This is a genomic window from Flavobacterium sp. 38, from assembly GCF_057799715.1.
Genome location: NZ_JBYNWZ010000001.1, coordinates 1,040,233 through 1,063,075, shown reverse-complemented (window position 1 = coordinate 1,063,075; position 22,843 = coordinate 1,040,233). Strand labels below are relative to the sequence as shown.

The 22,843-nt window shown below is 33.2% G+C and carries 20 protein-coding genes and 1 tRNA gene; 8 read left to right on the top strand and 13 right to left on the bottom strand.

The window, feature by feature from the left end; all coding sequences use genetic code 11:
* Positions 1 to 5: 5 nt before the first annotated feature.
* From lpxB to AC3E9W_RS04595, 3 genes are read left to right on the top strand one after another with little or no spacing between them, the layout of a single operon-like run.
* Entirely contained in the window at positions 6 to 1,127 is a 1,122-nt protein-coding gene (gene lpxB, locus AC3E9W_RS04605) for a lipid-A-disaccharide synthase (protein ID WP_488767172.1), read from the top strand.
* 6 nt (positions 1,128 to 1,133) lie between these two features.
* On the top strand, positions 1,134 to 1,634 hold the full coding sequence (locus tag AC3E9W_RS04600; protein ID WP_488767171.1) for a C40 family peptidase: 501 nt from the start codon (positions 1,134 to 1,136) through the stop codon (positions 1,632 to 1,634).
* 45 nt (positions 1,635 to 1,679) lie between these two features.
* A complete protein-coding gene (locus AC3E9W_RS04595; RefSeq protein ID WP_488767170.1) occupies positions 1,680 to 3,704 on the top strand; it encodes a ComEC/Rec2 family competence protein in 2,025 nt (674 codons plus the stop codon).
* A gap of 3 nt (positions 3,705 to 3,707) precedes the next feature.
* Here AC3E9W_RS04595 and AC3E9W_RS04590 read toward each other — a convergent pair whose 3' ends face one another.
* The 6 genes from AC3E9W_RS04590 to AC3E9W_RS04565 form a co-directional block, all read right to left on the bottom strand.
* Positions 3,708 to 4,157, bottom strand: coding sequence for a thioredoxin family protein (locus tag AC3E9W_RS04590; protein ID WP_488767168.1), 450 nt, complete (start codon positions 4,155 to 4,157; stop codon positions 3,708 to 3,710).
* Between the two features lie 259 nt (positions 4,158 to 4,416).
* Positions 4,417 to 4,872, bottom strand: coding sequence for a thioredoxin domain-containing protein (locus tag AC3E9W_RS04585; protein WP_306155734.1), 456 nt, complete (start codon positions 4,870 to 4,872; stop codon positions 4,417 to 4,419).
* Positions 4,873 to 5,087: 215 nt separating this feature from the next.
* Positions 5,088 to 5,555: a thioredoxin family protein gene (locus tag AC3E9W_RS04580; RefSeq protein WP_456890936.1), complete on the bottom strand. Its 468-nt coding sequence runs from the start codon at positions 5,553 to 5,555 to the stop codon at positions 5,088 to 5,090.
* A gap of 47 nt (positions 5,556 to 5,602) precedes the next feature.
* Positions 5,603 to 7,087, bottom strand: a complete 1,485-nt coding sequence (locus AC3E9W_RS04575) for a peptide MFS transporter (RefSeq protein ID WP_488767166.1) — start codon at positions 7,085 to 7,087, stop codon at positions 5,603 to 5,605.
* A complete protein-coding gene (locus tag AC3E9W_RS04570) occupies positions 7,088 to 8,764 on the bottom strand; it encodes a peptide MFS transporter (protein ID WP_456890940.1) in 1,677 nt (558 codons plus the stop codon).
* Between the two features lie 38 nt (positions 8,765 to 8,802).
* Complete coding sequence (locus AC3E9W_RS04565; protein WP_488767164.1) at positions 8,803 to 10,974, bottom strand: S9 family peptidase; 2,172 nt, start codon at positions 10,972 to 10,974, stop codon at positions 8,803 to 8,805.
* Positions 10,975 to 11,154: 180 nt separating this feature from the next.
* Here AC3E9W_RS04565 and AC3E9W_RS04560 point away from each other — a divergent pair, with 180 nt between their 5' ends.
* Both AC3E9W_RS04560 and AC3E9W_RS04555 read left to right on the top strand, forming a co-directional pair.
* Positions 11,155 to 12,468 carry a hydroxymethylglutaryl-CoA reductase, degradative gene (locus tag AC3E9W_RS04560; RefSeq protein ID WP_488767162.1) on the top strand — a complete coding sequence of 438 codons (1,314 nt, stop codon included), beginning with the start codon at positions 11,155 to 11,157 and terminating at the stop codon, positions 12,466 to 12,468.
* Positions 12,469 to 12,583: 115 nt separating this feature from the next.
* Positions 12,584 to 13,492, top strand: a complete 909-nt coding sequence (locus tag AC3E9W_RS04555; protein WP_488767160.1) for a GYDIA family GHMP kinase — start codon at positions 12,584 to 12,586, stop codon at positions 13,490 to 13,492.
* A 19-nt stretch (positions 13,493 to 13,511) separates the two neighbouring features.
* On the opposite strand, the gene AC3E9W_RS04550 is transcribed toward AC3E9W_RS04555, so the two are convergent.
* From AC3E9W_RS04550 to AC3E9W_RS04520, 7 genes are all read right to left on the bottom strand, one after another.
* A complete protein-coding gene (locus AC3E9W_RS04550) occupies positions 13,512 to 13,955 on the bottom strand; it encodes a hypothetical protein (protein ID WP_456890946.1) in 444 nt (147 codons plus the stop codon).
* A gap of 267 nt (positions 13,956 to 14,222) precedes the next feature.
* A complete protein-coding gene (locus tag AC3E9W_RS04545) occupies positions 14,223 to 16,322 on the bottom strand; it encodes a peptidylprolyl isomerase (RefSeq protein WP_488767158.1) in 2,100 nt (699 codons plus the stop codon).
* A 107-nt stretch (positions 16,323 to 16,429) separates the two neighbouring features.
* Positions 16,430 to 17,686: a hemolysin family protein gene (locus tag AC3E9W_RS04540; protein ID WP_488767156.1), complete on the bottom strand. Its 1,257-nt coding sequence runs from the start codon at positions 17,684 to 17,686 to the stop codon at positions 16,430 to 16,432.
* Positions 17,687 to 17,689: 3 nt separating this feature from the next.
* Positions 17,690 to 17,884 (bottom strand): hypothetical protein, encoded by a 195-nt coding sequence (locus AC3E9W_RS04535; protein ID WP_306155716.1) that lies wholly within the window; start codon positions 17,882 to 17,884, stop codon positions 17,690 to 17,692.
* Positions 17,885 to 17,888: 4 nt separating this feature from the next.
* Positions 17,889 to 18,446, bottom strand: coding sequence for an LPS export ABC transporter periplasmic protein LptC (lptC, locus tag AC3E9W_RS04530; protein ID WP_456890952.1), 558 nt, complete (start codon positions 18,444 to 18,446; stop codon positions 17,889 to 17,891).
* A gap of 51 nt (positions 18,447 to 18,497) precedes the next feature.
* Positions 18,498 to 19,727, bottom strand: a complete 1,230-nt coding sequence (bamG, locus tag AC3E9W_RS04525) for a BamG family beta-barrel-assembly machinery protein (RefSeq protein WP_488767154.1) — start codon at positions 19,725 to 19,727, stop codon at positions 18,498 to 18,500.
* A complete protein-coding gene (locus tag AC3E9W_RS04520) occupies positions 19,720 to 20,454 on the bottom strand; it encodes a type III pantothenate kinase (protein WP_456890954.1) in 735 nt (244 codons plus the stop codon). The genes bamG and AC3E9W_RS04520 overlap by 8 nt, the downstream gene beginning before the upstream one ends.
* Before the next feature lie 99 nt (positions 20,455 to 20,553).
* Here AC3E9W_RS04520 and AC3E9W_RS04515 point away from each other — a divergent pair.
* From AC3E9W_RS04515 to AC3E9W_RS04505, 3 genes are all read left to right on the top strand, one after another.
* A tRNA-Phe gene (locus AC3E9W_RS04515) sits at positions 20,554 to 20,626 on the top strand.
* A gap of 413 nt (positions 20,627 to 21,039) precedes the next feature.
* A complete protein-coding gene (locus tag AC3E9W_RS04510; RefSeq protein ID WP_488767153.1) occupies positions 21,040 to 22,533 on the top strand; it encodes an MFS transporter in 1,494 nt (497 codons plus the stop codon).
* A 13-nt stretch (positions 22,534 to 22,546) separates the two neighbouring features.
* Entirely contained in the window at positions 22,547 to 22,783 is a 237-nt protein-coding gene (locus tag AC3E9W_RS04505) for a DUF6814 family protein (RefSeq protein ID WP_488767152.1), read from the top strand.
* Positions 22,784 to 22,843 lie beyond the last annotated feature (60 nt).

Below are 22,843 nucleotides of genomic sequence, written 5' to 3'. Positions count from 1 at the left end.
CCAACATGAAGTATTACATCATTGCAGGAGAAGCCTCCGGAGATTTACACGGTTCCAATTTAATGAAGGCATTATATGTTGAAGATCCAGAAGCAGAAATTAGATTTTGGGGCGGCGACTTAATGCAAAAAGCAGGCGGAACTCTCGTAAAACACTATCGCGACCTCGCTTTTATGGGTTTTATCGAAGTGGTTTTCAATTTAAAAACTATTTTAAATAATATTAAAATCTGCAAAAAAGACATCACGGAGTTTCAGCCAGATGTTATTATTTTTATTGATTATCCTGGTTTTAATATGCGAATTGCAAAATGGGCTAAAGAATTAGGTTATAAAACGCATTATTATATTTCTCCTCAGATTTGGGCTTGGAAAGAAAACCGAATCAAAGCCATCAAACAAGACGTCGATAAGATGTATGTTATTTTGCCTTTCGAAAAAAGTTTTTACGAAGACAAACATCATTTCCCTGTAGATTTTGTCGGGCATCCGCTTATTGATGCCATTCAGAATCAGCCAGCATTTGACGAAGAGTCTTTTAGAAAAGAAAATAATCTCGGCGAAAAACCAATTATTGCTGTTCTGCCAGGAAGCCGTAAACAGGAAATTACCAAAATGCTGAGCGTAATGCTAAGTGTTGTTGATGATTTTCAGGATTATGAATTTGTGATTGCAGGCGCTCCTAGTCAGGAATATGAATTTTATCAGCAGTTTCTAAAAAACAAAAATATTGCCTTTGTTTCAAATAAAACTTACGATTTGCTTCGTTCTTCAACAGCTGCGCTAGTAACTTCTGGAACGGCAACTCTAGAAACGGCTCTTTTTAAAGTGCCTGAAGTGGTTTGCTATAAAGGAAGCGAAGTTTCTTATCAGATTGCAAAACGAATCATTACTTTAAAATACATTTCTCTGGTTAATTTAATTATGGACAGGGAAGTAGTAACCGAATTAATTCAAGGAGATTGCAACAAAAAACGAATTAAAGAAGAGCTTCAAAAATTATTAGAGCCTAGCCATCGCAATAAAGTGCTGCAAAATTACGATATATTAGAACAAAAATTAGGTGGAGTTGGTGCAAGCAAAAACACTGCAAAACTTATCGTAGCCGATTTAAAACAAAATAATTAACTGATTTTGAAAAGATTAATCCTTTTTCTGCTTTTAGCAATCGCTTTTACTTCTTGTAAATCGACTTCAACAGCGGTATCAAAAAATAGCAATACAAAAAGCGAATCAAAAAAAGAAAACAGGTATTTGGTTAATAATTTAATCGAAAAAGCAACTGATAATATTGGAGTTCGATATAAAGCTGGCGGAACCACCAAAAGCGGATTTGATTGCTCAGGACTTGTTTACACCACTTTTGAAAGTGAGAATATCAAACTTCCGAGACCCTCTTACGAACAGGCAAAAGTTGGAAAGGTAATTCCACTAAATGATGCCCAAAAGGGAGATTTGATTTTCTTTAAAACCAATAAAAGTAGAACTATAAATCACGTCGGATTAATTACAGAAGTCAATTCTGATGAAGTAAAATTTGTGCATTCTTCTACATCAAAAGGTGTAATTATTTCTTCTACTAAAGAACCTTATTATAAAAACTCTTTTGAACAAGTAAACAGAGTTATTCCTTAAACAAAATTTATTAATTTTCTTACAAATATTTAATACTTTTACACCATGAAAGTATTAGATTTTCCGTTAGTAAAAATTACAATTGCTTTTGCACTTGGCGTAATTGCCTCGTACTATCTGCATTTTTCGATTTCATTTGTTATTATTTTGCTTGCGCTGAGTTTTGTCTCTTTTTGCGGAGCTTTCTTTTGGGCTTTAAACCGAAATAAGAAATCTTTTTTATTCGGATTTTCAAGTCATATTTTGTCTTTCTTCATTGGCTTTTTTACGCTTTTAAGCCATACCGAAAATCTTCAGAAAAACAATTACACCAATTGCAAATCTGCTTTCAAAAATTCTCAATCTATAACTTTACTTTTAAGAGAAAAATTAAAAAGCAATGATTACAGCGATAGATACATCGGCCTTATAAAAACGATCTCAGGAAAACCGTTTTCGGGAAAAATAATTATAAACGTTCAGAAGGACAGTAGCAAAAACCATTTGATTATTGGCAACAGCATTAAAATTCAAACGGTTTTACAGGAAAACAAATCAAGCAAAAATCCGAATCAATTTGACTACAGCCGTTATTTGGCAGACAAACAAATCTATGCACAGATTTATTGCCAGAAAAATCAAATTCTAGTTAGTAAAACTATTCAAAAAGACATTTGGTACTATTGCGCTAGATTGCATTCGAGAATAATTTCCAATCTTGAAAAATCAAAGTTCAATAAAGAGGAAATGAATGTAGCTTTGGCATTAATTTTAGGCCAACAGCAAGAGATTTCACCCGACATTATTCAAGATTATCAATATTCGGGAGCTACGCACGTTTTGTCGGTTTCTGGGCTTCACGTGGGTTTTATAATGCTTTTTATCACTTTTATTCTAAAGCCGATTCCAAACACCAAAAAAGGTTCATTTATTAAATTAGCTTCGATTCTCGTTTCTTTAGCTGGCTTTGCGGTAATTTCAGGTTTATCTCCTTCCGTTCTAAGATCTGTAGTGATGTTTTCATTTCTTGCCATTGGCAATCATCTTCGCAGAAACGGCAATATCTACCATACTTTATTGGTTTCGATTTTATTGATCTTACTTTTTGAACCGTATTTCCTATTTGATGTTGGTTTTCAATTAAGTTATTTGGCGTTATTTTTCATTCTTTGGCTACAGCCCATTTTAAAAAATATCTACAAACCAAAAAACAAGTTAGCGGTTTACATTTGGGAAGCGCTAACTGTTTCGTTTGCTGCGCAGATTGGCACGTTGCCTTTATGCCTTTATTATTTTCATCAATTTCCAGGATTGTTTTTTATCACAAATATCATCATACTTCCACTTTTATCATTTATCATGATTGCCGGAATCGTCGTTATGATTATTGCTATTTTTAGCAGTCCACCATTATTTATTACAATGATTTTTGAGAAAAGCATTTATCTGTTAAACCTTATGATTCATGCGGTCGCCTCTGTGGATTCATTTGTTATTCGTGACATTAGCTTCAATATATATCATTTATGGACATTCTCAATCTTTATAATAAGCACAATAATCTGGATCAAAAAACCGAATTTTCAGAAATTGCTATTGGCATCTGCTTCTATTATACTGATTCAGCTTGCTTTTATTTTTACCAAAATAAAAACTGAAAAACAAAAAGAATTAATTGTTTACAACGAAAAGAACAATACACTTATTTCTGAGCGTTTAGGAAAAAATATTGTGCTTTATAGCAGAGACACTACAATTCATAACAACAAAAATATTAATTCGTACCTCGTCGGAAATTCAATTGATTTGTCTGGAATTAAAAAGATTCAAAATCTGCTTTACTTTAAAAACACCAAAATTCTGATTATGGACAGCAGTAGAACTTTTTCAGAAAAAATAAATCCCGATATTTTAATTCTTACTCAAAGTTCTAGAATTAATCTAGATCGATTACTGCAAAATATGAAGCCTAAAATTGTAATTTCAGACGGCTCCAACTCCAATTCCATTCAGAAATATTGGAAAACTAGCTGCCATAAAAAAAATATCCCTTTTCATTCAACAAAAGAAAAGGGATATTATAGATTATAATTTTTATTCTGGATTTAAAATCGAATTGGATTCAGAAATCCAAGCTTTCGCACTAGAAGAAGTATATCCAATAAGTCCGAGTTTGTTAAAATTTGTTTTGTCTTTTCTAACAGTCACTTCAGAAAAACAAACTTGCGGAATCTCTTCAATACCAAAAGCATTCTTTAAACGTAAGTTTTGCTCTTTAGCGGCATCAGTAATAGTAGGATCTGAAAGATCTAGTTTGACCAAAATAACATTTTTACGAGCCCAATCTTCAAAATCTCGAGTAGAAAAAATTTCATTTTGCAGCTGCTGGTTTACACCCTGCCCTGTAAAAAAAATCAGCAAGGGTTTTCTCTTTTCTGCACTTGTAGCCACAGCGTCATTAATGTCTGTTTTCCATATTATATTTTGAGAATTCATACAAAATGGACTTAAAAACAGTAGTAGGATAAGTAGTTTTTTCGGCATATAATTTTGGTTTTGGTTATGTTAATAAAACTAAAGTAGTATAAAAATATAATCCAATAAAAACTTTTAAGCGATTAAAAACCAACTTCTAAACATTAAAATCAAATTGCTAATAAATAGTCTATTTTTTAATAAATGTAAAATAAACACTAATTAAAATAATCAAATTCTTAGTAAACCTTTTTATAAAAAAATCCCCTTCTGTAAAAAAGAAAGGGACTAAAAAAAAATTAAAATAAAAGTCGAATGAAATCGTTTACTATTCTGCTGGATGTAAAATTGCATTTGATTCTGCAATCCAAGCCTTGGCTCCTCCAGGTTTATACGCTATTTTTCCTAAAGCGCTAAAAGTAGTTTTGTTTTTTCTTACTGACGCCATTGCAAAGCATACTTCTGGAAGATCTTGAACTCCAAATGCATTTTTCAATTTCACATTTTGTTCGCGATCGCTATCTGAAGCGTTCATATCAGACAAATCCAGTTTTACTAAGACCACGTTATCTCGTGACCAAACAGCAAAATCGGGAGTTTTAAAGATTTCATTTTGAAGATTTTCTGGTACACCTGAGGCAGTGAATAAAATCAACATTGGTTTTTTCTGGTCATTACTTATGGCGATAGCATCTGTCATGTTTGTTCTCCATGCTAGATTATTTTGTGCTTGCATCATAAATGACCCTAAAAAAAACAGTAGGATAAGTAATTTTTTAGTCATATAAATTGGTTTTGGTTAGATTAGCAAGACGAAATTAACATTATATTTTAGTTATCCAAATTTTATTGGCACAAAAAATACATTATGTGTTTTTTTATATATAATAAAATATAAAATACACAATCTAGAAGCGTTTTGTAAAGAATTTTTCCTACTAAACATAAAAAAGCCCCTTACTAAGTAAGAGGCTTTTTTTGATTATTTTAAATCGAAATTTATAATTTCTTTGGATGTACAATTCCTTCTGCAACAGTTAACCATGCTGATGGTCCGCCAGCCACATAGCCTGTTTTACCAAGACCTTTAAAGTTGACTTTTCCTTCTTTTGTTTCTGCACTTGTAAAGAAAACAGTTGGAAACCCCTGAATACCAAAAGCTTGTTGCAATTCGTTATTTTGACTTTTAAGCTCTGGAGTCTGCGGAACAGATCTAGGATAATCTAATTCCACTAAAACTACATTATCTGTTGCCCATTTTTTAAATTCAGCAGTCTTTAAAACTTCATTTTGCAAACGAATACACCAGCCACACCAATCACTACCAGTAAAAAACATAAGCATAGGCTTTTGTTCTTTATTGCTAACAGTAATCGCTTCCCTAACATCTGTATACCATTTTAATTCTTGTGCCTGAAGATTTGCAGCACCAAGTAAAAACAAAGCAATAAGTACTATTTTTTTCATAATGAGAAATTTTCCACAAATTTATACAAAAAGTGATTACAATGTAATTATTTAACTTCTTGCATTAATCTTCTAATTAATGGCGTTAGAACAATAAATGCAATACCTGCAATAAGAGCATAAACAGCCAATTGATAATATCCGCTTGTGTAAGCAATAAGTTTAGACATTAATGTAGTTCCTGTATTGGCATCAGACATTTCAGCTCCTAATTTACCAGCAGCAAACTGTCCGAATGCACTAGAAAGAAACCATAATCCCATCATCATTCCAAATAATCTTTTTGGAGACAATTTTGTAATTACCGACATTCCGATTGGACCGATACACAATTCACCCAATGTATACAAAAGGTATCCTAAAGCAAATACGTCTAGCGAACTTAATCCGTCTTGGTTTACAAAATATCTAGCAGCATAAAAGATAAAAAAACCTGCTGCTAATAAAATAAATGACAAACCAAATTTAATTACTGTATTAGGCTCTATTTTTCGTTTAGACATATAGATCCACAAAAAGCCTAATAATGGACTAAAAATAATAACATACAGTGAGTTAATACTATTATTAACAACATTTGGATCGATATTAAAGAACAACAGTTTATTCGTTAAATTATCTTTGGCAAATAACGACAACGAACCTCCTGATTGCTCAGAAATTGCCATAAACATAAAATATGCAAAAATAAAAATAAAGGCAGCCAAAAACTTAAGTTGCTGCTTTCTTTCTTTTATTAGTATCAATTCGTATAAAAAATATACCAAAGCTAAAATCCCTATAGTATACATAAAATACTCTGTAAAATCAGAATTTATAACCATCATGTAAACTAGTGGAATCACTGCAAAAGATCCTACATAAACAGCAATCTCATAAAGATTTCGTTTTTTAGGCGCATGATTTTCTAATGGAGAATTTCCAATTGGTGCTAAATGCTTTTTCGTTAGAAGAAAAGTTACAACACCAATTATCATAACAATCGCCGCCGAAAGAAAACAAAGACTCCATGAATAATTTTTCCCTAAATAAATCGGTATTGCTCCACCGAGCATTCCTCCAATATTAATCCCAGCATAAAATAATCCGTAACCAGCATCACGACGGCCGTCGTTTTCATGATATAATTCTCCTACCATGGAAGAAACGTTTGGTTTAAAAAAACCTGTCCCGATAATAGAAAGTGTTATTCCATAGTAAAAGAAATCGTGAGGATTTGCAGCAATTAGCAAATTACCCAAAATCATAACGATTCCTCCAAAAAGAAGCGATTTTTTAAATCCTAAAATTTTATCTGCAAAAATCCCTCCAATAAACGTAAAAGCATAAACAAAAGCCTGTACTGCACCATATTGAAGATTTGCTTTTCCTTCAACCAGACCTAATTGGTCTACCATGAAAACTGCTAAAACCCCTCTCATTCCGTAGAAACAGAAACGCTCCCACATTTCAACCAAAAACAAGTACCACAATTGTTTTGGGTACTTGCCTTCAAAATTTTGAATTTCTTCTAAAGTAATCTTGCTTTCCATTTATCTAACACCGTGCATTAATTTTTTCAAAAGTGGTGTTAAAGCAAATAATAAAATTGCCGCAATACCTGTCAAGACAACAAAAACCATAAAGAACTCATATAAATTATGGATTTCGAATCCTGCAAAAATTGGATTTTGCGCACTAATCTGATGTTGATCCAATAAAGCTAATTGCTCAGCTGATGGTGTTATTTTTTTATCTAAAACTGCTTGAAGATCGATTCCAAGTTCTTTTGCTTTTGCAAATTTATCACCAGTTGCCGGCAAGATAGAACCTAAAGTTCCTCCTAATGCGTATCCAGACGCATTTGACAAGAAGAATACTCCGTATAATAACGATGCAAAACGCTTTGGAGATAATTTACCTACCAATGATAAACCAATTGGAGATAAACATAATTCTGCACATGTGTTTAAGAAATATAATAAGATAAGCCATTTAACTAATAAAAGTCCAGAAGTTCCGATATAAGAAACCTGAGTAGCAATCATTAAGAAGCTGATCGAAATTATTACTAATCCTGCAGCAAGTTTTACTGGCGAAATAGGTTCTTTTCCTTTAGCTCTTAAAGTATCCCAAAGAACACTAAAAGGAACAGCCAAAAGCACCACGAATAATCCATTAAAAATTTGAACCATCGACGGCGGCATTGCCCATCCGAAGAAATGTCTGTCTGTTTGGTTATCAGCAATAAAAGTCAAAGACGAACCTGCCTGCTCAAACGCTGCCCAGAAAAAAATAATAAAGAACGAAACAATGTAAATTACAATGATTCTATCTCTTTCAATTTTAGTCAAAGAAGTATCAGAAATAATTAATCCAGCTAATGCTAAACCACTTGAATAAATTAAAGTATAAATCAAGTTCTGCCCCACAACATAATGGAAAAAGAATCCTAAAGCAATAAATGCAACTCCAGCACCGATCAAAGCTTTAGTAGAAAAGTTTGCTTTTTGCGCTTCTCCTTCTTCAAAATCTGAAGCATCGTTTTTAGACGGAAGTCCGCCTAATGGTTTTCCTTCTGGAGAAACCACATATTTATTTTTTAAGAAGTAAAAAAGAATTGTCCCTAATAACATTGCAACAGAAGCTGCCATGAATCCCCATCTAAAAGCGTGGATATCTCTAACTCCGCCTGCATCTTTAACATCTCCTAATAATGGACAGATTGACTGCCCAAGAAATGCTCCGATGTTAATTCCCATATAGAAAATAGTAAAAGCACTATCCAATTTTGTTTTTTCTTGTTTTGGGTACAAACTTCCCACCATACTAGAAATATTTGGTTTGAAGAATCCGTTACCAAAAACAATTACACCTAATGCAGAATACATGATGATTTTTGCCAGACCTAAATTTGATTCAAAAACACTTCCGCTGGTAAACAAAAGCATTTGCCCAATTGCCATTAATAATCCTCCTAAAAGAATACAGTTTCTGTTTCCTAAATAACGATCGGCAACAAAACCACCCAACATTGGCGTTAAATAACAAAGTCCAAGAAAACCACCATAAATTAGCGAAGCTTCCTCTTCTTTCATTAATAATGAATTTACAAGAAATAAAGTCAATAAAGCTCGCATTCCATAAAAATTGAATCGCTCCCACATCTCCGTTCCAAACAATACCCAAAGTCCTTTTGGATGCGCAGTTTTTACTTGAGTTTCTCCCATATTATATTCTGTTTAATTAGGTTTAGTATATTTTTAGATTATAAATTTTCTTTGATAAAATTGGTCATTTTATTGTAAAGCTGAATTCTCGTGTTTCCGCCATAAATACCATGATCTTTATCTGGATAAATTTGAGAATCAAATTGCTTATTTGCTTGGATTAAAGCTTCCATCATCTGCATTGAATTCTGAACGTGAACGTTGTCATCTCCAGAACCGTGAATCAATAAAAACTTTCCTTTTAATTTACTAACGTGATTTATAGGAGAGTTTTGATCGTATCCGCTTGCATTTTCCTGCGGAGTCTGCATGTATCTTTCCGTATAAACACTGTCATAAAAACGCCAGTTTGTAACCGGAGCAACGGCAATTGCCATTTTGAATACATCGTTTCCTTGAAAAATACAGTTAGAAGCCATAAATCCACCATAGCTCCATCCGAAAATTCCAATTCTAGAAGCGTCAACATAAGAGTAAGCACCAATTACTTTTGCCGCATCAATCTGATCTTCTACTTCGTATTTTCCTAATTCTTTTTGAGTCACTTTTTTGAAATCTGCTCCTTTGTAGCCTGTACCTCTTCCGTCAACACAAGCCACAATATAACCTTGCTGTGTCAATGAAATAAACCAGTAATCATTAGAATTATTCCATTGATTTGCTACCTGCTGTGATCCTGGACCAGAATATTGGAACATGAAAACAGGGTATTTTTTTGAAGGATCAAAATCTTTTGGTTTTAAAATCCAAGCATTCAATTCGTTTCCTTTTGCTGTTTTTAAAACAATAAATTCTTTTAAAGGAAGATCATATCCTTTTAATTTATCAGCAAGTGCTTGGTTGTTTTCGATAACCTGAATTTCTTTTCCAGATTTTGCTTCATTCAAAGTATAAGTTGTTGGCTGAGAAGCACTAGAATACGTATTGATAAAGTATTGGAAATTTGGACTAAAAGTCGCCGCGTTTGTTCCAACTTTAGCCGTTAAAGCTGTTTTATTTTTTCCGTCTAATGAAATACGGTAAACTGCTCTGTTTATAGAACCATTTTCTGTAGATTGGTAGAAAATAGTTTTGTTTTTTTCGTCGAAACCGTAGTAATTAGTTACTTCCCAGTTTCCTTTTGTAACCTGATTTTTAAGTTTTCCGTTTTTATCATATACATAAATATGATTAAAACCGTCTTTTTCGCTTGTCCAGATAAAACTGTTGTCTTTTAAGAAAGTCAGATTGTCTGTAATATCTACGTAAGCTTTATCTTTTTCATTTAAAACTACTTTTGCTACAGCTGTATTGCCATCAACAAACAATAGATCTAAATTATCCTGATGACGGTTTAAAACCTGCGCAGAAAGCACATTTGCATCATTTGTCCATTGCATTCTTGCAATGTAGAAATCATTGTAATTTCCTAAATCTACTTTTTTAGAAGTATTTCCGGCAGCATCATAAATATGCAATGAAACTACAGAATTTTTTTCTCCAGCTTTAGGATATTTGAACGTTTCAATTTTTGGATATAAATCTTTGTGAAATATTGACATCGAAAATTCTGGAACTTGGCTTTCGTCAAAACGAATATAAGCTAGTTTTTTACTGTCTTTACTCCAGTCAAACGCACGTACAAAAGCGAATTCTTCTTCGTAAACCCAGTCCGTAATTCCATTTATAACGGCATTTTTCTTTCCATCAGTTGTAACTGCCGTTGATTTTTTTGAAGCAACATCATAAATATACAAGTTGTTTTCTTTCGCGTAAGCAATTTTAGTTCCGTCAGGTGAGAATGTTGGTTCTTGAATTTGGAAATCAACCAATTTAGTTAGAGATTTTGCTGCGATATCATAAAGGAAATAATCAGCAGTAAAAGAGTGACGGAAGATTTTATTTGAATTACAAGCAATTAAGATCTTTTTTTCAGAAGCATCAAAAGTATAGCTGTCAATTCCGTCGGCAAGTTCTTTATGGTTTTTGGTATCAATAAGATTCGATACTTTTTTTAGCGTTGCAAAATCATATAAATCAATCTGCATACTTCTGCTCGCCATATCAACATTTAAAACAGTATATTGATTTGTATTTTTTAGCGATTGCAGCTCATCCATTCCTTTAGCCCGGAAAGTACCGCCAAAAACATTTTCGACAGTTATCTTTTGCTGTCCAAAAACGACTGCAGTTAAAAATAAAAGTACTGCAGTAAATTTACTTGTATTCATTAGAATTATTTTAAATATAAAAAGAGCCCAATTTTAGTGAAAAATTTAAACATAATACACATTTTAAGTGTTAAATGTTAAAAAAAATAACGATTGCGTATTTCGATCTTCAAAATAGATTGCAAACAAAACTCTTAAAATAGTATCTTTGCCGCAACATTATTATTTAATATATTGAGAATGAACAACGCTGTTGCTGGATTTTCTAAATTATCCAAAAAAGAAAAAATTAACTGGATTGCAAATGAATATTTTTCGAATCCTGAGGAGGCGCAAAATATTATAAGAAATTACTGGAATTCAGACGAAAAGCTTCAGCAGCTTCATGATGAATTTATAGAAAACACGATTACAAACCTTTATATCCCTCTTGGAGTTGCTCCTAACTTTTTAATCAACGGAAAATACAAAACCATTCCGATGGCTATTGAAGAAAGTTCTGTTGTTGCAGCAGCTTCAAAAGCAGCAAAATACTGGTCAACAAGAGGCGGTTTCAAAGCTACCATAATCGATACTGAAAAAATTGGCCAAGTGCATTTTACCTATAGTGGGAATGCTGAAAAACTAGCTCAGTTTTTTGATGAAATCAAACCAAAATTCTTTTCTGAAACGCAAAGCATTACCAAGAACATGCAGCAGCGTGGCGGAGGTATCTTAGATATTAAGCTAAAAGACAAAAGAAGTTTACTAGAAAATTACTACCAGCTTCATGCTACTTTTGAGACAAAAGACAGCATGGGAGCTAATTTTATAAATTCTTGTTTAGAGCAATTTGCTTCGACCTTAAAAGAAGAAGCTCAAAATTCTGACTTATGCCAAAATAATGAAAAGCTGGAAGTCATAATGAGTATTCTTTCTAACTATGTGCCGCATTGCCTTGTTAGAGCTGAAGTTTCTTGCCCAATTGAAGAATTAGCAGAAAAACATATTACGAATCCGCAAGAATTTGCAGAGCGATTTGTTCAAGCCGTGCAAATTGCAGAAATAGAGCCTTTTAGAGCCGTTACACACAATAAAGGCATTATGAATGGTGTCGATGCTGTAATTCTGGCTACTGGAAATGATTTTAGAGCTGTAGAAGCGGGTGTACATGCGTATGCCTCTAGAAATGGTCAATACGCAAGTTTGTCTCACGCGAAAATCGAAGATGGAATTTTTACTTTTTGGCTTGAAATTCCTCTTGCAGTTGGTACCGTTGGCGGTTTAACTTCTTTGCATCCTTTGGTGAAATTATGTCTGGATATTTTAGAAAAACCTTCTGCCCCAGAATTAATGGGAATTGTAGCTGTTGCAGGTTTAGCGCAAAATTTTGCAGCATTACGCTCTTTAACTACCACCGGAATTCAGGAAGGCCACATGAAAATGCACTTGAACAACATTATCAATCAATTTGAAGCTACAGATGAAGAGCGGCATTTAATTAAAACGCATTTCAAAAAAACAGCCGTTTCTCATAGTGCTGTTGTAGAATTTATTGAAAACCTTAGAAAATAACGAAAGTTAAATTCCAAACATTTTAATTTTTAAATAAATTCCAAAAATAACAGAATTTGGAATTTGAATTTGAGTCTTGGAATTTGGAATTTAAAATATTGGAATTTATACAACAATGAAGAAAACATTTTATAGTAACGGAAAACTTTTTATAGCTGGAGAATATCTTGTTTTAGACGGAGCAGATGCTTTTGCGTTACCTACAAAATTTGGTCAGGATTTAGTAATTGAAAGTTCTGAAGACAAACAAATTGAATGGAAAAGTTACGACCACGACCAGCATTTATGGTTTGAAGAAACTATATCTTTTGATGAAGTTATAAAAGGTTCAGATCCGCAAATTGATACCGTAAAATCTACTTTAGTAAATATTCTGCACGAGGCTTATATTTTGAATCCAAAATTTATTGATAGTGCTAGTGGATACAAAGTAAGCACACATTTGAGTTTTCCAAAAAACTGGGGATTGGGTACTTCTTCAACCTTGATCAACAATATTGCGCAATGGACAGAAACTAATGCTTTTACTTTGCTTAATAATAGCTTTGGCGGCAGCGGTTATGATATTGCGTGCGCGCAAAACAATACTCCAGTTTTATATCGAATTAAAGATAATTTTGTAAAGCAAGTTGAATTTAATCCTGACTTTAAGGAACATCTTTATTTTGTTTATTTGAATAAAAAGCAAAATAGTAAATCAGCCATACACTCTTACAACAATCATAAAAGCATTCATTTAGCGGCAAGCGTAGCAGAAAATAATCGAATTACAGATGCAATTCTTCATGCCCAGACTTTAAAAGAGTTTGCTGTGGCAATTCAGAAACACGAAATCCATTTGAGTAATATCTTAGAAATGCAGACTATAAAAGAGGCTGTTTTCCCTAATTTTAATGGTGTGATCAAAAGTCTTGGAGCTTGGGGCGGTGATTTTATATTGGTAGTTTCTAAAGAAAATCCGAAGGATTATTTCTTTACTAAAGGATATGAGACAATTTTGACTTACGAAGAAATGATTTTATAAAATCAATTTCAGGAACAAATTAATTAGCTCTTTTGTTGCCTCTAATGTGCTTTGTCTCTAAACGGCGAACAGCTTTGCTTTCTTGCTCATTAGACTCAATAAGCCTATTATGCAAGCGTTCTGCCATTTTTTCGATACTATTTGTAATAGAATCATAAACCACTTCCATTCGGCGGTGTTTTTCTTCTTTTACTGCTCTTAAAACGTCTTCTACAAAAATTTTATCGTACTTTTCGGCAACAGAATCATGTGTATTAGTTAATCTAATCACATTATCGTTGCTTAAGATTGTAACTTTAAAATGCTGCTCCTCGTTACTCAAATAATACTTTCCACCCAATTCATCAACATTGATGTCGGTGCTAGCCACTTTTAAAAGCTCAATAATAATACCATAAATATGACTTTCTATTTTGGTATATACCCTTGGCTTCTTTCTAAAAAACTTAAAAGTAAAAAACATTAAATAATGATTATTAAAGCTTTTGTTTATGGATTCTTATTTTCTTTTTAGCAAAAGCCAAAAATATGTTAAATTAAAAATTCGAGCAAATTAACTGTAATAATTTGAAAATCACAAGTTTTTTAAATTAAATTTCGATTATTCCTATATACATTAAGAAAATTACCTCAAAAAAAATATAAACATTAATTATAGATATCTTAGGAAAAGAAAAAAACCCGAAACACATAAGCGTTTCGGGTTTTTATAAGAGGAATTACTTTTTAATTAGTAATTAAATTGTAATCTGTTATCTTCAATTTTAGCATTGTTTTTCAAAGCTGGCAATACTCTGCTTGCATCATTAGCACTTTGAGCTTTTACTTTTTCTACATAAGCGGCGTGGTTAGCAATTGCAGGAGCTTTTACAGTTTTAATGTTTTTCACTACATAAACACCTGTATTTCCTTCAATTGGAGCAGAAATTTTGTTTGCAGTCAAAGCAAATGCATTACCTACAACTCTTGGCTCTTGTCCAACTCCACCTGGTAAAACTGGATTATCAAGAGTTACGTCTGCAGCTTGCTGAACAGCAACTCCTGCAGCTTTAGCAATAGCCTCAATACTTGAACCTTGCATTTTAGCTTTTAACAATTCTGCTTTTTTCTTGTTTTTCAAGATTGGCTCTACGTAAGGTCTTGCCATATCAACAGAAACTAAACCTGATTTGTTTTCACCTTTATATTGTGCAATAACGTGTCCGATGTTTGCGATCTCAAAACGTTTTACATCTCCTTTGCTTGTTTCTTTATCAAAAGCCCATCTTACAATGTTACGTTGGTTTCCTAGAGGTCCAAACGCTTCATCCATAGCTTTTGCATTAACTGGCTGAGCAACTTTTAAACCTAATTCTTTAGCTGCAGCATTAAAATCTTTATCAGCAGCGTCCATTTCAAATTTAGTTGCTAATGTAAATACTTTATCAGAAGTAGCTTCAGATGGCTCGATTTTTTGAGCAATTGTAGCTAAACGAATTCCGTCTTGTTTGTCTGTAATTTTGATAATGTGGAAACCAAAAACAGTTTCTACTAAACCAACTTTACCAATTCCGTTGCTGAATACAAAATCATTGAAAGGTTTTACCATTTGGTTTGGTCCAAAATATCCTAAATCACCACCTTGCTGTGCAGATGAATCATCAGAACTTGTAAAAGCTAACATCATAAAACTATCTGGATTAGCTTGAACTTGTGCTAAAATTTCTTCAGCTTTAGCTTTAGCTTCTTCTTTAGTTCTTTTTTCTTTTGCGTTTGGAGTTTGAGATCCTTCGTAACCAATTAAGATATGACTTGCTTTTGCATTAACACCAGCTTTAAATCCTTGAGATTTAGAGATTGCGTAGTATCTTCCGTAAACGTATGGTCCGTAAATTGCTCCAGCTGGCAAGCTGAATAATTTATCAGCATCAACTGCTGGCAATGCATTTTTAGGAACGTAAGTAGAATCGTAAGGAACATCAGAATTTGCATTTACAAATTCAGCAATGTTTGTTGCGTTTCTAAATCCTGGCAATGAATCGTTTTTACCCGTTTTTGCGTTGTAAACAACACTTCCAGATAATAATGCAGTTAATTTAGCTTTAATTTCAGCCTCATCTTCTTTAGAAGCTTTATCTTCAACTAAAACGTATTGAATTTCGCGAGTTGCATCTGCTTTGAATTTTTTCTCGTTTTTCTTCATGTAAGCTACAATCTCATCATCAGAGATTTTTACTTCACTATCTTTAATAGAAGAATATGGAGCAGCTGCAAAAGCAAAACTTACTTTATTAGTTTCCATTTCATACTTTAATTTTCCTTCACTAGCAGTTGTGTAAAGTCCTGATTTAATTAAAGTATTATAGATTTGAAACTTTGCATTCAATTCAGCATCTTTCTCTTTTTGAGAGATGTATTGCGCCGCTTCTGGGTTTGATTTAAAATAATCTTTAAACTTAACAACATCAAAAATTCCTGCTGCGTTTAAGAACATTGGATTTTTACCAATATTTGGATCTGATTTCAAAACCTCTAAAATGTGTTTTTCACCAACTCTCAATCCTAATTTATCAAATTGCGTTGACAATAAAGCGATTGAAACTTCTTGATCCCAAACTCTGTTTGCAGCTTCAGTGGAAGTTATACCTTGCCCACTTTTTTCAACATTACTAACTTTAACTCTAAAGTCTTCAAATGAAATATCTTTTCCATCGATGCTTCCTACATCTTTTGAACTTTGACCAAATGTTCCTCTTGTAAATAGATCTTGTATTATAAATGCAAATAATGCAAGTGCAATAACTCCTATCAATAAAGCGGAACGCTGTCTAATTTTTGCTAAAACTGCCATTTTATTATCGTTAATTTTATATTCAGTTTGCGAAAATACAATTATCTAGTTAATAACAATACAACTAGCGTTTTATTTTCAACTTTTTTTTTCATTAATTTAAAAAATCACTCTTTAATCCTTAATTTGACTAGTTCGATTTTCTTATTTGAAGCCTCTTCAATAGAAAAATGAAACCTGTCTATGACGATTTTATCGCCTTTTTGCGGAATTTCTTTGGTATGATTTACAATAAAACCTCCTAATGTGCCATAAGAATCTTCTTCTGGAATCATCAATTTGTAAGTCTCATTCAAATATTCGACATCCAATCGAGTCGAAAACAAATACTTGCCTTCTCCTAATTCTTCTTCAACCAATTCTTCGTCTAAATCGTGTTCGTCTTCAATTTCGCCGAAAAGTTCTTCTACAATATCTTCAATTGTAATAATTCCTGAAGTTCCACCATATTCATCTAAAACGACTGCTACATTTTTTCGTTTTTTGATTAGCAAATTCAAGACATCTTTAATCAAGATTGTTTCTGGAACAAATTCAACCGTCATTAAAACCGATTTTATAGTTGACGGCTTTTTAAACAAATCGAATGAATGAACATAACCCACAATATCATCTAATGAATTCTGGCTTATTATAATTTTAGAATAGCCTGTTTCTATAAACATCGCTTTAAGATCATCGACTGTATCAAACAAATCTATGTCTACAATTTCTGTTCGAGGCGTCATAATATCGCGAGCTTTCACGCCTGAGAATTCTAATGCATTCTGGAAAATCTGAATTTCAGAATCTACTTCATCTTCTTCTTCAACCGTACTCATTTGTTCCGTTATATAATTGCCAAGTTCTATACGGCTAAACAAATGGATTTGGCTTCCTTCTGTTTTAAAAAACTTACTCAAAACAAAATCTGCAATCCAGATAAAAAAAGTAGAGATGTAATAAAATAATCGGTAAAACAAATATGCCGGAAGCGCTAGAATTTTAATTAACGAATTGGCATAAATCTGAAAAAATACTTTCGGAAAAAATTCTGAGGTTAGCAAAACCACAAATGTTGCGAGAAGTGTCTGAATTAGCACATTCCACCAATCAGAAAAAACAAAACCAAAATAGGCAATCCACTCTAATATAAGATCGCCCATAAAAAAACCGTAAATTACCAGAGTTACATTATTGCCAATAAGCATGGCCGCAATAAACTTTGACGGATTTTCGGTTAATTTGGTTAAGATTCGAGACAAGAAATCGTCTTGTTTCTTTTCTATTTCGAGATAAATTTTGTTGGCGGATGTAAAAGCGATTTCCATCCCAGAAAAAAAGGCGGCTAGTATTAAACAGATTATTATAATACTAATTTCCATTTTTTATTGGTTTTTGTTACGGTCGTTATGCCTGTTAAGAAATCTTCTCCTAAAGAAGAACATGAAAATTGCCATTCCTGCAATTACAAAATAGAAAGGATAGCTCTCATCTCCTTCATTTAGCTTTACGAAACCATCGTAAGTAAAGAAAACTGCAAAAAGGATGTAAACGTATTGTGTATATTTTAAATAACCCATAATATTATAATTCTTCGTTAGATTCAATTTCACCAGTTATTCGCTGCGAATTGATCACTTTAAAATCTTTGCTAAAATCTATTCCCTGACCATGGGAAACTCCTTTTTTATCAGTCAATTTAAATTTTCGTTCTGTGTAAAACCATTCGTTTTTCTGATCGAAATACAATTGTTCTGTTTCTAAAATCTGACCGGCTTCAGAAGTAATTTTCACTTTTCCAATCAAATCGATAATTCCAGTATTTTTATACGAAACGGCATAATTGCCTTTTATAAAGGTACGTTTTTGCTTTTTATCGTATAAAGTAACGTCGATTCCTTTAGGAAATTCTGTAAATGGAAATTCAAGATTGGAATAATCTAGCATTTTCGGACTTATCAAAACTCCTGTAATGCGTCCAGAATCTGTGTATTTTATATTTACAGTATCGGCATCACTGGCAGGAACGAATTCTGAGAAGTTAATTTTCTGAACTTCTTTAAAATTACTTTCGCATCCAAAAAATAGTGTCACAGCAATAACTGTGACAACTATCAGACTATATCTTTTTGGTAAATTCATTTGCCAAATGTAGTAAATTGTAATGAGCTTCTAAAAGATAAAATATATTGTTTATTGGTATTTGCTCTTCACAAACCATTTGTCGTTGAAAGAGAAACTCACACTAAAATTAACATAATTTTCCTGCACTAACTCTGCTGAAGTCGTACCGCGTTTACCAAATTCGATTCCGAAATTTACATTTGAATATGATCCAGGAATCGGAATTCCTGCCCCTAATGACATTCCGATATCTTTAATTGATTCGTTATTTACAATCAGACCAATTTTTTCGTATTTCAAACCAGCTCTATAGGTAATTCTGCTCATGTAACTAGTAAAAGAAGCATAATTTGGAAGGTAATATCCTCCAACAGCATATTTAGAATAACTCTCGTATCTCACATTAGGCATGGTATTATAATAGTTAGCTAACTGACCATCTCCTTGAAAAGTCATATTTGCTCCTACAAGCCATTTTCTAGCTTCACCCATACCTAAACCAATACTTAATTTGTTCGGAAGTTTTAGTTTAGTTGATTCTGTTGGAACTGCATAAGCGCTAGGATCTCCTTGAACCGAAATAACTCTCGTATTATCTGAATTCAGATCACTTGCAAAAGAATAGCTTAAACTAGAAAACAAACTAACTTTTTTGTATATTTTTTTCTGATACATAGTCCCGAAACTAAATGCTGTCCCTGAAATTTCAGAGGTATTTACTTCTGCGGTTCCGTTTGCAACTCCCGTAATAGCTTCTACGCTGGTTGTTGTAATTTTTCCAAAATTATATTGTGCGTCAACTCCAATATTCCAGCCAGGAATTATTTTGTATGCTAAACCAAAATACACTTTATTGACACCACCTTTTCCGTCAAGCTGAGAGCTTGTTGCTCCTTCTATAGCAGAATTGTCGTTACGAATTTTGTACCCTACAGAACTCACGGGTATTAAACCAAATGAAGCACCAAATTTTCCCATTGGGATTCCTAATGCTAAATAATCAAAAGTAGAACGCTGTGCTTTTTCTGACTGAGAACTCGTTTTTAAATTAGAAGTGGCAAATGTTCCTCCAACTGTAAAAGTGGTCTGAATTAAGCTGGCATAACTCGCCGGATTTTCTATATTTAAGTGAATCGTATCTTGTTCTACTGCAACTCCTGCCATAGATCTGTTTTCAAGTGTTCCCTTGAATCTCACATCTCCTATTCCGAAAAAAGAATAAGGTGAAGCAGTACCTTGTTGAGCGAATGAAACGAACGATATAAGCAAACAAGCGCTTAGTATTACTTTTTTAATCATTGTCGATTTTATATTGATATGTTTGGCTCAAACTCTCCAGAAGGAAATTTGAATTGGCAAATATGGTATTTTTTAATCGTTTAGCCAAAAAATCTGCATCCCCTCCCGTTAAAATTATGATAAAATTTGAAAACTCTTTGCGATATTCATCGATAAAACCGTCAATCTCATAGACGAAACCGTTTACAACCCCAGAATGTATGGCTTGTGCCGTAGAGTTTCCTACATAAGAATCGGGTTCTTCTAAGGTTAGTAACGGCAGTCTAGCGGTAAAATTATGTAGTGATTCATATCGTAATCGAAGGCCTGGAGAGATGGCTCCTCCTAAATAATTGTCATTTTCGTCGATAAAATCGTAGGTAATGCATGTTCCTGCATCTATAACCAAACGGTTTTGTTTTGGAAATTGCAGTGTTGCTCCTGCCGCCAAAATCATTCGATCTATCCCTAAAGTTTTTGGCGTTGCATATTTATTATGGAAAGGAAAAATGTCTTCGTGAGTGAAAAAATGAACTTTTAGTCTGTTTTCGAAAGCTAAAAAGGATTGTTTTTCGATACTTCCGACTGAAGCAACAGCCAAATCGGAGCATTTTGGATATTTTTCTAAAATATTTTTAATTTTTTTTTCGATTTCATTTTTATCAAAAACAAAATTTTCTAGAGAAGTATTACCCTCAAATACAGATGCTTTAATTCTGGTATTGCCAACATCGACCGTTAAAATCATATTTATATTTTTGCTTTTGCGAAGATACGAATTGATTTTTTCTAAAAAATGTTTTGCACAAACCAAAAATGATTATATATTTGCACCCGCAACAAGCACGGTACCTTAGCTCAGATGGTAGAGCAATGGACTGAAAATCCATGTGTCCCTGGTTCGATCCCTGGAGGTACCACGAAACCCACTCAAACGAGTGGGTTTTTTATTTTTATACTCTTTTTAAACAAATTCCAATTTTTAAATTCCAAATTCCAAAACTTTACGAACCTTGCGTTTAGTTTAACCGCAAAGGGCGTTAAGAATTTACGCAAAGGGCGCTAAGATTCTTTTTAAAGTAAGACTTATAAAAGTTCGCAAAGCTATAAAGACAAAGCTTTGCGTTTAGTTTAACCGCAAAAGTTCGCAAAGCTTGAAATAAAACTTTGCGAACCTTTGCGTTTTTTCTTTGCGCTCTTTGCGGTTAAATATTAATGTCAACAAATAAATAGTTTTTGTTAAAAAAGTATTAAGTGGATAAAAAAATATCTTCTATATTCGTAAAACTGTATTTTTAGATTTCAATTATTAACAAGATCTCAAAGTTGTTTTATGAGCAAAACTTCTACTAAGGGCATTTGGAAAGTGATTTCTGCCTCTTCTATGGGCACCATGATTGAATGGTACGATTTTTATATCTTCGGCAGTCTGGCTGTTGTAATTTCAACTAAATTTTTTCCTAGTGACAATCCTACCGCAGCATTCTTGTCTACGTTAGCCACTTTTGCAGCTGGATTTGTTGTTCGTCCTTTTGGCGCTTTATTTTTTGGAAGGCTTGGCGATATTATTGGTCGTAAATATACTTTTATGGCTACCTTATTATTAATGGGTGGTTCTACTTTTTTAATTGGCTGTATTCCGAGCTATGAAACGATTGGTTTTCTGGCTCCTTTATTAGTTCTGATTTTACGCCTGCTTCAAGGACTTGCTCTTGGAGGCGAATATGGTGGTGCTGCAACGTATGTCGCCGAACACGCACCAGCAGGAGAAAAAGGATATTGGACTTCTTGGATTCAGACTACCGCTACTGTTGGTTTATTTATTTCGCTAATGGTTATTCTGGCAACCAAAAGTGTGCTTTCTGCAGAAGCTTTTGATTTATGGGGATGGCGTGTTCCGTTTTGGGTTTCGATCGCTATGGTTGGTGTTTCCTATTTGATTAGAAAAAACATGGACGAATCTCCCGTCTTCGCGAAAGCAAAAAAAGAAGGAACAACAAGCACGAATCCGCTAAAGGAAAGTTTTGGGAATAGATATAATTTAAAATTTGTTCTCTTGGCCTTGTTTGGAGCTACAATGGGTCAAGGTGTGGTTTGGTATACAGGACAATTCTACGCCATGAGTTTCATGAAAACGGTAATGAATATTGACTCTTCTCAAGTAGACGAACTGTTAGGGATTGCTCTTTTAATTGGAACTCCATTTTTTATTGTTTTTGGATGGCTAAGCGACAAAATTGGACGCAAATATATTATGATGTTCGGAATGCTTATAGCTATTTTATCCTATAGACCTATCTACAAATCAATGTACACAACTACAGATATTAGCCTCAAAATAGAAATAGTCGAAAATTCCAGAGAAACAACCGAAAAGAAGGCTGACGGAAGTACTGTAACAACCCTTCAAAAAAAATATACTGACGGTACAACCGTAACGGAGAAAAAAACGTACATGGAGAAAAAAGAGGTGCAAACAAATGTCTCAATTCTAATTAATTCGAACGATAAATGGGCTTTAATTTTTCTGGTTTTTATTCAAGTGTTATTTGTAACAATGGTTTACGGCCCAATTGCAGCATTTTTAGTTGAAATGTTTCCGACCAAAATTAGATATACTTCTATGTCATTGCCTTATCATGTCGGGAATGGAATTTTTGGAGGATTGCTTCCTGCCATCTCTACTTACTTTGTATCACACGCCAAAACAGCAGGCAAAACCGATTTTTATCTGGACGGATTATGGTACCCGATAATTATCGCTGGAATCTGCTTTGTTATTGGAATGATTTATATTGACAACAAAAACAAAATTACTCACCTTTAAAATTTACAAAAAAATGAATGCGATTAAACAAGTTTTAGGGGCGTTATGGATTGCTTTGGCTGCAGCTGCTGCTTACTTTTGCGTTTTTGAATTTGGTTTGCCTAAACTTCTTTCAGACCAACAGGACGATTTGGTATTTGGTGCAATTATCCTATTTATACTAACTCCGCTTATCGTTATGGGATTAGGAACATTTGGATATTACTCTTTAATTGGAGAGTACAATGACCCTAAAAGAAAAAGCAAATAAGAATTGTAATTAAAAATGTCTGATTATTAGCCACCTCGAAAAGACATTAAAAATATAAAA